We start from the raw sequence: 14,556 nt of genomic DNA, 5'->3' as shown, positions 1-14,556 counted from the left end.
TACTGACTACTGACTTCTTCTCAACCTTCCCGTACCATCCAGACAAGCATCGACAAAATTGTCTCGACAGGAGGAAACGGATAATCACTGACATCAATAGTCACAACTTGCCCTTCGAGTTTCATAAATCTCCAAGCAGTGCCGCTAGTTACTGAACCGTAAATAATCGGAATTGGGTTATTGTTAATTTCATTAAATCTTTGAGCCGCCACCATTTCAGCAATGCACTGTCCTAAACCGCTGTTAATGTTATCTCGCTTCGCTTCTACTAGCATAACAGCAGGTGCTTCTATCTCAAATTGCTCAGGAGAGCGACTGATTAAAAAATCGCAAACTCCGTTTAATCCCGCTGCGGTATCCACGGTGAAATCGGTGCCGGAAAATACGCTGATTTGGCGGTTCAGCAACCGTTTGACTTCCAAAAGTGCGGGGGCGATAATTAGTTCTGATTTAGCTTTTTCGGTTCCTACTGCGATCGCCCAAGGCACTGTATCTGCCAACAAACCTGCTAAAATAGCACTGGGTGCGATCGGCTCAACTTCCGGCAAAAAACGCCCGCCTTCAACTGCGGTCAATCCGAAGCTTTGCTTAACCTTTCGCAGTGTAAAATCGCTGTATGCCATGATTTTGATTTCAAATTTAATCAGATGCTATATTAACATCAATAAAAATGGTGCTTTCAATGCCCTACAGTGAATTCACACTCAGAAAAGCTAAACGCGATTTCGGCTTAACTACCGTAGAAGCAGGCAGATTTTTGCCACCAACCGAACCCATCGAGCCTAGTGTATATTTAACTGAATCCCTCATTGAAGGATTGCCGCTTGCTACAGCGACGGGTTCTGAAAAAGCGCGATCAGAACTGATTATTAGTCCTATTTTAGTCGAAGTCCGCAAGATTTTACAGCGGCAAGTGAGTCTATTTTCGGGAGAAGATTTTACTGTAGAGCCGGAGTTGGGATTGAGTGGTATCTGCGATTTTTTAATTAGTCGTTCTCCCGAACAAATATTAATCGAAGCACCAGCAATTGTGATTGTTGAAGCGAAAAAAGCCGATTTAAAAATGGGATTGGGACAGTGCGCGGCCGAGATGGTAGCAGCTCAAAAGTTTAATGAAATCAACAATATTGCGATCGGCACAATCTACGGAAGTGTCAGTAGTGGCACTGCTTGGAGATTTTTGAAGTTGGAGGCAAAAACTCTGACAATTGACCTCAATGACTATGCTGTGCCGCCTGTGGAACCTTTGCTGGGGATGTTGGTTTGGATGGTGCGGGATGGTTAGGGCGATCGGCTTTAAGTTGAATTTTAAATTAATTGCGATCGCCCCTTGCCATTCACAGCTCGCTCTGCTATTCTCTAAAAAAGACCGATAGGTCTGTCAGCACCGCTCAAAATGTCAAAAGCTCAAGAAACCAGAGAAAAAATTCTCAGGGAAGCCGCAGCACTGTTCAATCAGTACGGCTACTCAGGTTCTTCTATGTCTGACATCATGCGCGTTACAGGCTTGCAAAAAGGAGGAATTTACAACCATTTCAAGAGCAAAGATGAGTTAGCCCTGCAAGCTTTTGACTTTGCGGCTGAATGTATGCGCCGACAATATCTCGGGGCTTTGAAAGGAAAACGTCATGCGGTCGATCGGCTAAAAGCTGTTATATCTTTATTTAGGACGTTTGCCGAAAATCCTCCAATTCCAGGCGGCTGTCCCCTGTTAAATACAGCAGTTGAAAGCGATGATGCTCATCCAGCTTTGCGTCAGCGGGTGCAAATAGCAATGGATGGTTGGCGGGCTTTGATTTGCAAAATTATTAACAAAGGAATTGCTAAAGGCGAAGTTCGAGAAAATGTCGAAGCCGATGTAGTCGCAACTATTGTGATTTCAACCCTGGAAGGAGCCGTGATGATGAGTAAACTTTATGGGGATGCAATTCATGTCAAAAGAGCAATTGAGCATTTGCACGGATATCTCGACAGTCAACTTTAGAACCGAATAATTTTTTTGTTATCAAACAGACCTTTCGGTCTCAAGAGAGCAATTTCTCCTCGTTACTAGGCTCTGCCTCCAATTTTCCTCCCCAATCGAGGCAGTTTTTCAATTATTAAAAATAGACTGAGAGTACCCAAAATGCAAGCATCCAGCGAACAGAAAAGACCTTTGGAAATAGAATTAAGCTTTCCCGTACAAACTTACGATATCGACTTTGCGGGAATCGTTAGCAATATTGTTTATATCCGCTGGTTGGAAGACTTGCGGATCGCACTTGCTGATGCTTATTTTCCAGTACAGAAAATGCTGGAAAACGGTGTGGCTCCAATGCTGGTGAAAACAGCAATTGAATACAAGCAGCCGATTAATATTTTCGATAAACCAACTGGGAAAATTTGGATGAGTAAAATGAAATCGCTGAAGTGGATGATGGATGCTGAAATAATTGTAGCTGGGAAAGTCGCTGCTATCGCCCAACAATCTGGTTGTTTTATTGAACTATCAACTCGCAAACCAGTGCCGATTCCATCTGAGTTTTCTCAAGCATATTTGGCTCAACAGTAAATCGATAAATTTTCACACAAAATACTTTTTGTAGTCAGGAGTTTAGTCCTTAAATTTTACGCCGATCGTCCGAAATAATACCAATACCAAACTGCAAATATTTACAAATCTCAATTACTTTATGAATCATTCAACAATTGCCAATACCGAAGTTATCCGCCTCATCACCATCCCCATCAGTCACTACTGCGAAAAAGTGCGGTGGGCCCTTGACTTGCTAAAAATTCCCTACATTGAAGAAAGACACGTACCACCTTTTCACCGATCGGCCACCAGCAAAAACGGAGGTAGCAGCGTTCCTGTTTTAGTTACCAAATCTGGCAATTTTACAGATTCAACAGATATTTTGCATTACCTCGATACAATCAGTTCATCAGGTCAGTATTTGTATCCGACAAATGTAGAAATGCGCCAAGAAGTCGAAGCACTTGAAGAGTTATTTGATGCTAGACTGGGAGAATATACTCGCAATTGGGGATATTTTTATCGATCGGGCGATCGCAAAACAATGCGAAGAGCTTGGTGCAACAGTACCCCCGTACTTGAGCGAATAGGGTTTGAAATAGCCTTTCCGTTGATTAGCGCCAAAGTGCGGCAAGTCTACAACATAACAGCAGATTCCGCCGCCAGTTCGCTGCAAGGAATCAAAGAAATTTTTGAGATTGTCGATCGAAGATTAGCAGGTGGCAAAACCTATTTAGTAGGCGATACAATATCCGCAGCCGACATAACTTTTGCAGCGCTGGCGGCTCCGGTTTTGCTGCCGTCGGAACATCCGGTTTCGGTAGCGAAAATTGAAGAATTGCCGATCGAAATGGCAGCAGTAATTAAAGAATTGCAGTCAACTGCCGCCGGAGTTTACGCCCTCCGCTTGTATCGCGATCAGCGCCGAGTTCAGTCATCCCATCCCGATCGTCGCAAATCCAGCTTGCAGAAAGTAGCAGAAACGTGATACAGTTGAAGCTTGTGTCCAAATAACACCACTCCATGCCAAAACTCAAAACTCGCAAAGCAGCCGCAAAGCGCTTTAGAGCGACCGGCAGCGGAAAAATTGTGCGCCGCAAAGCTTACAAAAGCCACTTGCTTTCACACAAAAGTTCAGCTCGCAAAAGCCGTCTCTCTAAGCTGGTCGTCATCGATGAGACCAATGATGGTAACGTGCGGTTAATGCTTCCATACTTGTAAAGTTTAACGGAAATTCAAAGATGACACGGGTAAAACGCGGTAATGTCGCCAGAGCGCGCCGCAAAAAAATTCTCAAATTAGCCAAGGGTTTCCGCGGGGCACAGTCCAAACAGTTCCGCACAGCTAACCAACGGGTGATGCAAGCCCTGCGAAATGGTTATCGCGATCGCAAAAAACGCAAACGCGATTTCCGCCGCCTGTGGATTGCTCGGATCAATGCTGCATCGCGCCAACACGGCACGAGCTACAGCAGACTGATCGGCAACATGAAGAAAGCCAATATCGAAATCAACCGCAAAATGCTGGCACAAATGGCAATCATTGACCCCGCAACATTCGGTAAAGTCGTGGAAATGGCAAATCGAGCCGGATCGTGAAAGCTTGAATAGTTTTCAGACAGAAGAAAGCAGAAGTAGGAAAGATTTAGCTATCTGCCAGAGAAGGAAAACTCCTGATAAATCTAGGAGGTTGAGACTCATTTTCCTTCTTTGTTCTTACTTCTGGATTCTTGATTTTTCAGAAATCGCGATCGGGCTAGTCGATCGCCATTTTCGTGTTTTTATATAGTTGCCAAGGCAAATCTCACAGATTGCTAGCGGATTAAAATAAATAAAACCTTCCACAAACCAACTAACATAAAAAAACATGGATAGTAATTTGCTGATTGTTTACCTGTCAGTTTTGCTGGCTATACTCGGTAGCACTTCCTGGTTTGTTGTGCGCCAGATTTTCAAAACTCGGAAGCTGGAAATGTCCTTGGAACGCTTAGAAAATAAGCTGACCATAGAAAAAGGAACAGCACAGGAATACTACGAGTTAGGCAGTATCTATGTAGATAAGAAACTTTACTCCCAGGCGATCGTACTATTTCAAAAAGCTCTGAAAAGCCAAGAATTAGCAGGCGAAGAAGATCTAGCATTTCTTTACAACGCCCTAGGTTTTGCCCACTTCGGCCAAGAACAGTACGACATCGCGATCCGTCAGTACAAAGAAGCCCTGAAGTTGCAGCCCGACTACGTTACATCTCTCAACAATCTCGGTCACGCCTATGAGCGCAAGAAATTAACAGCTCAAGCCTTGGAAATGTACGAACAAGCTCTCACCTGCGATCCAGAAAATGCCACTGCTAAAAAGCGAGTAGAGTCCCTCAGGAAGCGTTTGGTAATCTATAATTGAGGGCCGGTGTTACGAGCAATACAGATCCCGCAAACCTGGTTTCATTCAGAAACCGGGTTTTTTCTTCCCATAATCAAAGAGACTAGACTATCGAACACCTTAATGCGTTAGTTTTTAAGAACAGGAATTCACCTAATGCGAGCGATCGCAGGCGATCCCAACAGTTTAAACTACTGTCAAGATCGAAGCAGTGCCTGCAACATCGGTCAGTCCTAAACAATTGAAGGAGGAGAACGTAGTGACATCAATTCTCGTTGTCGAAGATTCGTGGTTGACTCGCAGGGTGATCTGCAAAATCCTGCGAGCAGAAGGATACGAGACTTGGGAAGCATCGAGCGGCCCGGAAGCTCTGGAACTTCTGGCCGCTAAGACCCCAAACTGTATGCTCTTAGATTTGCTGATGCCAGAAATGGAAGGTCGCGAAGTCCTGCAAGCCATGCGCGATCGAGGATATAACATTCCAGTCATCGTCATTACCGCAGATATTCAAGCAACCACCAAATCCGAATGCATGGAACTCGGAGCCCTGGCAGTAATTCACAAAATGCCCAACTCAGACGAACTAATCGGGTGGATCAAAAAAGCTCTCAGTGCCAGCGAGGAGAGCGCCCCATGAAATTAAGCGCTCGACAGCTCGATGCTTTGCAGGAACTCGTCAACATCGGGATCGGTCAAGCAGCAGGGATTTTGAACGACATGATCGAATCTCCCATTCGCTTGCAAATTCCCTACCTCCAAATCCTGTCTCCAGCCGACGTGCAAACAGAATTAGAGCAGCACCTCAACGGCGAACAAATTTCCGCCGTCCAGCTCAAATTTACTGGTTCCTTTGGAGGCATTGCCCAGCTAGTCTTTCCCACCAACAGTGCGGCCACGCTCGTGACCATGCTGACTGGGGAAGAAGCTGGAACTCACGACCTGGATTCGGTCAAAATTGGTACGCTGAGTGAAGTAGGAAATATTGTAATCAACGGGGTCATGGGTGCAATCAGCAACGTACTTCAGCAGCGCCTGAACTACTCAATTCCCAATTACACGGAAGGGACGATCGCGACTTTGCTCACATCTGGCGGTTTGGCTGCTGATACAGTGGTTTTATTAGCCCAAACCCGTTTCATTATTGAAAGGCTTCACATTGAAGGAGATATCATCCTCATTTTCAATGTCAGTTCCTTTGACGCCTTGTTGGCTGCGATCAATCAACTTGCCGGGGGTCTATGATCGAGGAGAGCAAAACTATTGAGGAAAAGTTTGGAGTTCTCGACAGTGTACCAGTCGGCGCCTGCCTGCTGCGAGATGATTTTGTGGTGCTGTTTTGGAATGCCTGTCTGGAAGACTGGACGAAAATTGGGCGCGAGCAAATGTTGGGAACCAAGATCACAACTCATTTTCCTCACCTGAGCCAGCTCAAGTACGCAAATCGCTTCCAGCAAATCTTTGCAGGAGGCCCGCCAACAATTTTTTCTTCTCAAATTCACAAGCACCTGATTCCGGCAACTTGGCAAGAGGGCCAGCAGCGCATCCAGCAAACTACTGTGACGGCTGTCCCTGCACTTTCACCGGGCGTTGCAGAACTGAATATTCCCAACTTGATTCGATCGACTGTGGAGTTGGAACCAGATAGTATGGTGCGACAAGGAGATTCTGTTGGTGTCGCATTGCCGTCAAACTTTCGGGATTCAATTTCGCCTTACGGCTTTATCCCACCAAACTGCCAATCGTTTTACGCCCTGTTGGTAATACAAGACGTAACCGACCTCACCCACCGCATCCAAGCTTACCGCACGATGCGAGATCAAGCTTTGGAAGAAGTGGAAGTGCGCCAGCGGGTGGAAGCAGAATTGCGCGAGAGCCAGCATTTCATCCAGCAGATTGCCGATGTGGCGCCTTACTTACTCTACATTTACGACTTGACCGAACAGCGCAACGTCTATGTCAACGGTCAAGCTTCTAAGCTGCTAGGCTACACTCCCCAAGAAATTTTACAGATGCAAACAGCTTTGTATTCCAGTTTGGTGTACCCAGAAGATTTGCCGAGGCTATCCGCCCACCTGCAAAAATTTCCCTCAGTCGCAGACGGGCATATTTTGGAGTTGGACTATCGGCTCCAACACCGATCGGGCGAATGGCGCCACTTTCGCTGCCGCGATCAAGTGTTCGCCCGCACAGCAGAGGGGAAGCCCAAACAAATTTTCGGCACTGCTCAAGATATTACCGAGTACAAGCAGGCAGAAGAGGCGCTGCGACAACAAAACGAACGGGAACTGCTGATGGCGACGATTACTCAGCACATCCGCCAGTCTCTAGATTTGGGCGAAGTGCTCAGCACGACAGTGACAGAAGTGCGCCAGTTCCTTCAGGCCGATCGAGTGATGATCGTCCGCTTTAACCCCTGTACGGGCAGTCACTGCGCCACACCCCCGACGGGGGCGGTGACAGTGGAATCTGTAGCACTCAACTGTCGGCCGATGCTGGGAGAAACCCTGGAAAATTTCTGTTTTGACGAGTTCTATCTTGAAGCCTACCAACATCGGGCGATCCGACCGATCGCGGATGTCTCCGCCGCCGATTTGCCGCACGCTCAAATTGACTTGCTCGCACAATTTGAAGTCAGAGCTTATTTGGTAGTACCGCTAGTGCAAGGGGAGGAATTGTGGGGACTGCTGATGGCTCACCAGTGCAGTCCCCGACAGTGGATGCAGTTGGAAGTCGAGTTATTGTCTTCTCTGGCCACTCAGTTGGCGATCGCGATCAAACAAGCAGAACTCTACCAGCAGTTGCAAGCAGCCAACCTCAAGTTAGAGCGTTTAGCAACTTTAGACGAACTCACGCAGCTAGCAAACCGCCGTCGGTTCGATCAGTATTTAGACAGGGAGTGGCGCCGACAAGCGCGGGAACAAACACCTCTGTCCCTAATTTTGTGCGATATTGATTCTTTTAAAACTTATAACGATACCTACGGACATCCAAAGGGAGACGAGTGTTTGCGGCAAGTCGCCCAGGCGATCGGCAAAGCAATTAATCGCCCTGCCGATTTAGTAGCTCGCTACGGAGGCGAAGAATTTGCCGTTATTTTGCCGAATACGGCGAGTGAAGGGGCCGAGCTGGTAGCCGAACACATACAGCTCAAAATCGCAGCTTTACAGATTCCTCACGCTGGTTCTCAGGTGAGCAACTACGTCACTGTCAGTCTGGGGATAGCGACTATGGTTCCTATCTCTGAATCCGAAGCCTCTATTGCGATCGACGCAGCCGACGCAGCAGCGAGTACGGTTCCTGCATCTAAATCCCCAGCCTCGATATTGATTGACGCAGCCGACGCAGCGCTGTACCAAGCTAAAGATCTCGGGCGCGATCGCATCCAAGTTTACCAACCAGACCCTCCCACAGCCAAAACCAACGGCACAGCCCCTCCCGTGCGCCCGGTTGACTTTTCCCTACCCAATACTAATTTCCCCTCACCCACAAGCGCTTGACTTCTGCCAATATTTGTGAATTCGGAATAGACACTGACCCGAATCCGGCACTAATACCATTAAATATTTTAGATTAAATATTTTAAATTAAATATTTTAGAATGACTTATCACTATCAGGCTTTCGAGCTTGCCTACAGTTACATTCTTTTTTTTACCGCTATAACTTCAACACCGGAGACATTTTTATTCTAGCATTTTGGAACCAGCTTTGGCAAGAAAAAGTCTCAAATACAATCAGTTTTTTCTGACAATTTTACTGACTTTATCACTTGTTTGACCGAGAATGCTCCCAGTATAGATTAAAGTTTAATATCAAGTCCGCTGCTACCAAACTTGTATGGTAGGCTTCGATCGCAATTAGCAATAGAACAATGCCACCAATTAAAGAAAGTTAAACCAGGAATTAAGTCTTGACAGCGATGAAATAGTACCTTTTTGGCTACCAATCTTATAGCGTTCCAGCCAGATAGTATGGTACCAAGTGAGATCGATCGGGTCGGATTCCTAACCGTAGTTGCCTTCAACTTCTTCTACTGAAAGATGTGGTTCAACAACCAGACGCTTGACCATAATTGTACGATCGCACGCTCTTCACCACACCGCCATTATAGCCAGGACGGTGCGACCGGACTCGATATGAGTAAAATTCAAAAAAGTCAAAAGTAATAAAGCTTTCAGTAAAAACAAGATTTTTTACTTTTGACTTTTGACTTTTGACTTTTTAGCACATCAAGTATTCAACTTAAAACTCAAAACTATTAAGGTGCTGCCGCCGCCCTGCGGTTGGCAACAATCAGATTTGCCTGGTACTCTGCCGCTTTTTGCTGAGCCTTTGAATGGTTGGGGCTAGTTGACGGCACGGCTCTCATAAGCTGAACCGCTTTCTGCCATTCGCTTGCTACCGCAATCCACTCTGCTTGAGATTGAGCCGTCTGTGCCAAAACTGCCGCCTTCTGAGCGTTGTTAACGCCTTCCCTCCAAGAGTCAGGCTTAGGCGCGGCGGCTTTTGGTGCAGGAGATGCTGCTTTTGGCGCAGGAGATGCTGCCTTGGGCGCAGGAGGTTTGGGAACAGGGCTCGCGGGCGTAGCAGCATTAGTGGGAGCGGCTTTTGGTGCAGGAGGAGATGCTGCCTGTGGGGCCTCGCCAGATGCGCTGGGAGATGGAGATGTGGCTTTAGACGCAGGAGATGTGGCTTTTTTGGGGGAGGGCGAAGCTGCTTCGGGGGCGCTCGGTTCAGGGTTCGAGCCGCCACCGAAGGGGAAATTTCCAGTCAAGTAAAGCGCTGCGATCGCCCCCAAAGGCACTAAGATACCCACAGGTATTGCCCATTTTGGGAATTGTTTTTTCGGAGGGGGGGCTACATCTTCGTCTTCGTCTTCCTCGTCGTCTTCCTCGTCGTCATCTGGATCGAATTGTCCCTCTTGATAATAGTCTTCGCCATCGGGTTCGACATCATCTAAACCTACAGAGTCGTCAGGCATTCCAGTATCCGAGGCATAAAGCATTGGATCTGCTGGCATCAGATCTATTTCATCTTCCCACGCAGGGGAGCCGTCACCTGTGCGACGCCCGTAAACTTTGACAGTGTGAATTGATTCGACTCCCAAATTCGTCATCCCGCTGCGGATGAAATCCACCAATGCCATTTGACTCGGTACTTTGCCTGACTCCAGAGTTATGTGGAGGCAGCCGTTGTCCCGCGTCACATCGGCGTTGATGCCTTTGGGTTTGAGTGTACGGTTGATGCTAGATGCGATCGCTTTTGGATCGCCCTGCTTCAGAAGTTCCCGCAGGTTCTGTTGTGTCATGGGTAGCGCTCTTTTTTTTGGGGGGGGTGGAGAGCCGGCAAATAATATTAATCGATCGGCGTTCGGCGGCGGACAATATTTATTTACCACATTAACTTCTACTGTGGCATTCTGAGATTATTTCTCGTAGCTATTGAGATTTTTGCGCGCGATCGGATATCCAGCATATATCCGATCGCGCAATTTGTTGTAAAAATTTACCAGAAAGAATTGGTTTAAAGCCCGCCCGCCCGATCGGGAGAAATTAAAAGAAGCCTATTCATTACTCCAATCCTTTTCCTTCCAGGTAGAGGTCGCCCTCAAACTGTCAACTGTCAACTGTCAACTGTCAACTGACTGAAAGTCACGGCCCGCTCCTGCTGGGCTGTCTCTCCTCACCGAAACAAGCTAGAAAGTTCTATTACTTTGGTTTGCAGGGTTGAGACTTCTTCCCGGCCCCGCTTTAAAGAAGCTTCTAACTCTAGCAGCAAAGGCAAACTTTTTTGTAGTTTTTCTAAGCTGGCGTTCTTGACTTCTTGGCGAAAATAGTATATTCGTTTCGGATTGCCGAGGTCTAGAGCTTGAGCAATTTTATCATCGCGATCGCCCGCTTGGATCATTGCCTTCACCCACAGCCAAATCCGAAACTTACCAGTCAAGCCCGCCACAATCCTCAAACCAGGTTCGCTCTGAGCAGTTAAGCCCGCCAATAACTCTAAAGCAGCGGAAGTCTTGCCCTCGCGAATCGCATCGGCTAGCTGGAAGGTATTCTGGGCGTTACAGTGCACCAGTGCAGCAACTTCCTCGGGGTTGAGAGGTTGACTGCGATTGCCGGCAAACAGCAGCAATTTTTCGAGTTCGCTGTATAGCCCGCGCGTATCGCTACCGATGGATTCGGCTAAAAGTTCGATCGCCGTGGCGGTCAATTTGACATTCATTTCGCCGGCGACTTGGCGCACCCGCTGGGCTAACTCTTTTTCATTCCAAGGCGGAATCGGTGAAAATTCTCGGAATTCGGCGGACTTGGCGATTAACTTGGTAGATTTGAGCCGGCTGTCGGGTTTTTTGACAGATGTCAGCAGCAATACGGTACTAGGGGAAATTACTGGCAGCGTCCGTTCCAATTGGGCTAAAAGTTCCGCAGAGCACTGCTGCGTTACAGTCGTATTTGCCAGCCAGACAAAACGGCTGCCGGTGCCGAAGGGTGGCGTTAAAGCTCGATCGAGTCCTTCAACCACAGCGTCGGGTCGATCGGCAATAATCTTGTCATAGTTAAAACTAGCCCAGTTGGGGTCGAGGACTGAGGAGCGCAAACTTGTGACTGCTTGCGCGATCGCAAAGTCGTCTTCCCCCCAAAACAGGTAAATTGGCATATTTCAAGTTCAGCAGCCCAAAAAATCAGATTTGCACGATCCCGAAGTCCAACATATCCTGAATCAGACTCTTGATACAAAGTAAATGATTTTCTAGAAACTTCTTGAATAATTAGGTAAAAGCTGGTAGTGTAGATTGAGAAAAAAATGCTTTAGCGACTAAAACAGCTAAGACCATGGTCACTTTGAGTCATTATCATTTCCAGCAAATGTTGAAGCATCAAGCTGCTGTTAAATGGCAGTTTTGTAGTAGGCATAACGGAAGAATACACATCAAAAACCTGTTCAAAGTGTGGACATAAATTCAAATGGCGCTTTCAATATCCTGTTGAAAGCTTTGAGAGATACCTCCTTGACAGGAGAGCTTGCAGCTTTTTCTGTATTGCCATACACGGTAGTATCAGGCTTAGTCCTGGATTTGCCGGGTTAAATGTATCTGTTGAAAGCCCGCACCATAATATAAAATTTGGTGTGGCAGTATTTCACCGCGAGGAAATCAAGATTGGATGATACTTATCAAGCTTACGTAAATCGGGTGGCGCGAATGACGCTGCTGGACTCCTACAAGTCCCAGGTGGAACACATTCAGGAATCTCCAAAATTTAAGCCTGATGAAGCCGGTCACAGAACTCCTGTACCTTTTCCGGGTTATTCGGTGATTACGCCACCTGCGGGGGAAGATGCAGACAATACTGCACTTTATACTAATTTACACTCAGTCCAACAACGGCTATTGCAGGAAATCGCGGACGGTGCGATCGTAGCACTGCCTCCTGATAGCTTCCATTTAACCGTCGCCGATCTGATTTGGAGCAGCGCTTTTCGAGATGCCTCTGAGAAAAATCCAGAATTTGAGGGTCAACTGCGCGGGCGCATGAAAGATGGTTTTGCGGCCTGCAAACCCTTGGCGGGCGGCTCTCCCATACGCTGGACGGTGCTGGGGTTGATGGTGATGACTAGGGCTGTAGGTGTCTGTTTGGCACCGACGGACGAAAACTCTTACAAGCAAATTCTGGAGTTTCGTCGATCGATCTATCAAAATCCCGATTTAATTGCCTTGGGAATTGAACAGCAATATCATTTTACGGCACACATTACTCTGGCTTATTTTGGGGATACCGGGCCGAACCTAGACCGCGCTCATTTTTCTGCCCTGATGGCTGAGTTAAACGACCAATGGCTCGACACGCCCCAGGATCTGTGGGTGCACAAAGCCGAACTGCGGAAGTTTGACGATATGACTAGCTACGTGCGGCAACCGGATTGGCCTGTTTTTGAGTTTTGACCACGAAGGAAGAAGGAAGAAGGAAGAGGGAAGAGGGAAGAAGGAAGGAAGAGGGAAGAAGGAAGGAAGAGGGAAGAAGGAAGAAAGAGGTTCGAGCGAAGTTCGGCAACGAGCAAAGTACGGAATTTAACCGATACAAGCCAGAATTATGAGGAATCAAGGAAGATTTTCCCAATTCTTCCCCCTCTTCCCCTCTCCCCCTCTCCCAATTCTTCCCCCTCTCCCCCTCTCCTCCTCTCCCCCCTCTCCCCCTCTCCCCCTCTCCTCTGTCCCAACCTTCAAAATACTGCTTATAAAATGCTTTAATTATTCTGACTTGACAACAAAATCAAGCAAAAAATTCATGAGAAACCAGGAAAAATCAGTAATTCTGGTTTTTTAATTTTTAATGCAAAAGTGACTGTACACGTTGTTGGTATTGGTTTAGATGGAGCTGCTGGGCTGAGCGAATCGGCGCGGCAGGTTGTAGAAATGGCCGCTCTGCTCATCGGGAGCGATCGGCATTTGAGCTATTTTCCCCAGCAATCCTGCGAGCGCTGGGCGTTGGAAGATTTAACCGAAGCAATTCTGGAAATTAGGCGTTGGTTGGCCGCAGATGCGAATTTAGAGCCAGATGCAGGGACTTTTTCGCCCCCCTCCACCCCCTCGCATCAACTGATTGTAATTTTAGTTGCCGGAGACCCGCTGTTCCACGGCTGGGGAAAGTTGCTCATTTCCCAACTGCCACCGGATAAATTGACTTTTCACCCCCATGCAAGCTGCGTGCAGTTGGCCTTTAACCGCTTGCACATCCCTTGGCAGGATGCTCATTTTGTGGGTTCCCAGGGACGTTTTTTTGAGGAACTGACGGCAAAACTCAAGCTGGGTGTTGAGAAAATTGCGGTACTCGCAGACGAAACTCGCACTCCGGCGGCGATCGCAAGTTTGGTGAAAGCTCTGGATTTGCCCACACGCTACCAGTTTTGGGTTGGCGAAAATTTGGGTTCCGCCGAAGAACGCGTGGGCTACAAGTCTCTGGAAGCTTTGCTGGGAGAGGATTTTGCACTTCTGAGCGTGGTGGTGATGCTGCGGCAGTCCCCGCCGACAGAAGCTTTGGATTTGGGAAATTTGCCTTTGTTGGGTATTCCCGATGCAGCTTTTATCGGTTGTGGCGACAGGCCTGGTTTGACGGTTGAACGGGAAGTGCGGGTGTTGGTGTTGGCTCAATTGGCTTTGCAACCGGAACAAGTTGTCTGGGATGTGGGTGCTGGTAACGGTTCTGTGTCGATCGAGATTGCTCGTTTATTCCCGCAGTCCGAAGTATACGCGATCGAACAAACGGTTTCTGGCACTTCTGCGATCGAACTCAATTGTCGCCGTTTTGAGTTGCAAAATGTGTTTTCGATTCACGGAACCGCCCCGGAAATCTTGCACCGCTTGCGTCCGCCGCACCGGATTTTTATCGGTGGTAGCGGTGGAGGGTTGACTAAAATTTTGGGCGTTTGCGCGCTGCGGCTGCTCGCTGGAGGGTCGATCGTCCTAGCTTTGGATGTTTTTGAGGATATTGCTACTGTTTTAAGCTGGATTGGCGATCGGGTGCGCCGGGAACCCCACTGGAGTTACCGCATCGTGCAGGTGCAGTTATCGCGTTCTGTGTCTGCGGGCAGTTTGACTCGTTTTGATGCGTTGAATCCAATTTCGATTGTGACGATCGATCGACATTTGAATTAATTCTAGAATTT

16 protein-coding genes are annotated in these 14,556 nt (G+C 47.6%); 13 read left to right on the top strand and 3 right to left on the bottom strand.

Annotation, left to right across the window (positions count from 1 at the left end; all coding sequences use genetic code 11):
• Nucleotides 1–20: 20 nt before the first annotated feature.
• A complete protein-coding gene (locus JGK36_RS15480; RefSeq protein ID WP_293190545.1) occupies nt 21–623 on the bottom strand; it encodes a hypothetical protein in 603 nt (200 codons plus the stop codon).
• A gap of 59 nt (nt 624–682) precedes the next feature.
• On the opposite strand from JGK36_RS15480, the gene JGK36_RS15475 reads away from it, so the two are divergent.
• The 10 genes from JGK36_RS15475 (at nt 683) to JGK36_RS15430 (ending at nt 8,388) form a co-directional block, all read left to right on the top strand.
• Nucleotides 683–1,285 (top strand): hypothetical protein, encoded by a 603-nt coding sequence (locus tag JGK36_RS15475; protein ID WP_293190544.1) that lies wholly within the window; start codon nt 683–685, stop codon nt 1,283–1,285.
• 111 nt (nt 1,286–1,396) lie between these two features.
• A complete protein-coding gene (locus JGK36_RS15470) occupies nt 1,397–1,984 on the top strand; it encodes a TetR/AcrR family transcriptional regulator (protein WP_293196902.1) in 588 nt (195 codons plus the stop codon).
• Nucleotides 1,985–2,125: 141 nt separating this feature from the next.
• On the top strand, nt 2,126–2,551 hold the full coding sequence (locus tag JGK36_RS15465) for a thioesterase family protein (RefSeq protein WP_293184703.1): 426 nt from the start codon (nt 2,126–2,128) through the stop codon (nt 2,549–2,551).
• Between the two features lie 121 nt (nt 2,552–2,672).
• On the top strand, nt 2,673–3,503 hold the full coding sequence (locus JGK36_RS15460; protein ID WP_293184700.1) for a glutathione S-transferase family protein: 831 nt from the start codon (nt 2,673–2,675) through the stop codon (nt 3,501–3,503).
• Nucleotides 3,504–3,538: 35 nt separating this feature from the next.
• Nucleotides 3,539–3,736, top strand: coding sequence for a 50S ribosomal protein L35 (rpmI, locus tag JGK36_RS15455; RefSeq protein ID WP_293126590.1), 198 nt, complete (start codon nt 3,539–3,541; stop codon nt 3,734–3,736).
• A 20-nt stretch (nt 3,737–3,756) separates the two neighbouring features.
• Nucleotides 3,757–4,113: a 50S ribosomal protein L20 gene (gene rplT / locus JGK36_RS15450; RefSeq protein WP_293148587.1), complete on the top strand. Its 357-nt coding sequence runs from the start codon at nt 3,757–3,759 to the stop codon at nt 4,111–4,113.
• Nucleotides 4,114–4,381: 268 nt separating this feature from the next.
• The gene (locus tag JGK36_RS15445; protein ID WP_293184697.1) at nt 4,382–4,912 is read left to right on the top strand and encodes a tetratricopeptide repeat protein; all 531 of its coding nucleotides are present in this window, start codon (nt 4,382–4,384) and stop codon (nt 4,910–4,912) included.
• Nucleotides 4,913–5,150: 238 nt separating this feature from the next.
• Entirely contained in the window at nt 5,151–5,528 is a 378-nt protein-coding gene (locus tag JGK36_RS15440) for a response regulator (protein WP_293184695.1), read from the top strand.
• The gene (locus JGK36_RS15435) at nt 5,525–6,133 is read left to right on the top strand and encodes a chemotaxis protein CheC (RefSeq protein WP_293148579.1); all 609 of its coding nucleotides are present in this window, start codon (nt 5,525–5,527) and stop codon (nt 6,131–6,133) included. The genes JGK36_RS15440 and JGK36_RS15435 overlap by 4 nt, the downstream gene beginning before the upstream one ends.
• Nucleotides 6,130–8,388, top strand: coding sequence for a diguanylate cyclase (locus JGK36_RS15430; RefSeq protein ID WP_293190542.1), 2,259 nt, complete (start codon nt 6,130–6,132; stop codon nt 8,386–8,388). Before JGK36_RS15435 ends, JGK36_RS15430 begins: the two co-directional genes overlap by 4 nt.
• A 760-nt stretch (nt 8,389–9,148) precedes the next feature.
• Here JGK36_RS15430 and JGK36_RS15425 read toward each other — a convergent pair.
• Together JGK36_RS15425 and holA are read right to left on the bottom strand one after the other, a co-directional pair.
• Nucleotides 9,149–10,198 (bottom strand): hypothetical protein, encoded by a 1,050-nt coding sequence (locus JGK36_RS15425; protein WP_293184689.1) that lies wholly within the window; start codon nt 10,196–10,198, stop codon nt 9,149–9,151.
• A 374-nt stretch (nt 10,199–10,572) separates the two neighbouring features.
• The gene (gene holA / locus JGK36_RS15420) at nt 10,573–11,550 is read right to left on the bottom strand and encodes a DNA polymerase III subunit delta (protein ID WP_293184686.1); all 978 of its coding nucleotides are present in this window, start codon (nt 11,548–11,550) and stop codon (nt 10,573–10,575) included.
• Between the two features lie 544 nt (nt 11,551–12,094).
• On the opposite strand from holA, the gene JGK36_RS15415 reads away from it, so the two are divergent.
• The 3 genes from JGK36_RS15415 to cbiE all read left to right on the top strand — a co-directional run bounded on the left by JGK36_RS15415 (nt 12,095) and on the right by cbiE (nt 14,545).
• Complete coding sequence (locus tag JGK36_RS15415) at nt 12,095–12,835, top strand: DUF1868 domain-containing protein (protein ID WP_293184776.1); 741 nt, start codon at nt 12,095–12,097, stop codon at nt 12,833–12,835.
• Nucleotides 12,832–12,987: a hypothetical protein gene (locus JGK36_RS15410; RefSeq protein ID WP_293184683.1), complete on the top strand. Its 156-nt coding sequence runs from the start codon at nt 12,832–12,834 to the stop codon at nt 12,985–12,987. The genes JGK36_RS15415 and JGK36_RS15410 overlap by 4 nt, the downstream gene beginning before the upstream one ends.
• 244 nt (nt 12,988–13,231) lie before the next feature.
• Complete coding sequence (cbiE, locus tag JGK36_RS15405) at nt 13,232–14,545, top strand: precorrin-6y C5,15-methyltransferase (decarboxylating) subunit CbiE (protein WP_293196901.1); 1,314 nt, start codon at nt 13,232–13,234, stop codon at nt 14,543–14,545.
• Nucleotides 14,546–14,556 lie beyond the last annotated feature (11 nt).

Source organism: Microcoleus sp. PH2017_35_SFW_U_B, assembly GCF_020737865.1.
Classification (GTDB): Bacteria; Cyanobacteriota; Cyanobacteriia; order Cyanobacteriales; family Microcoleaceae; genus Microcoleus.
The sequence above is the reverse complement of the archived record's forward strand: the minus strand, read 5'-3'. Positions and strand labels throughout refer to the sequence as shown.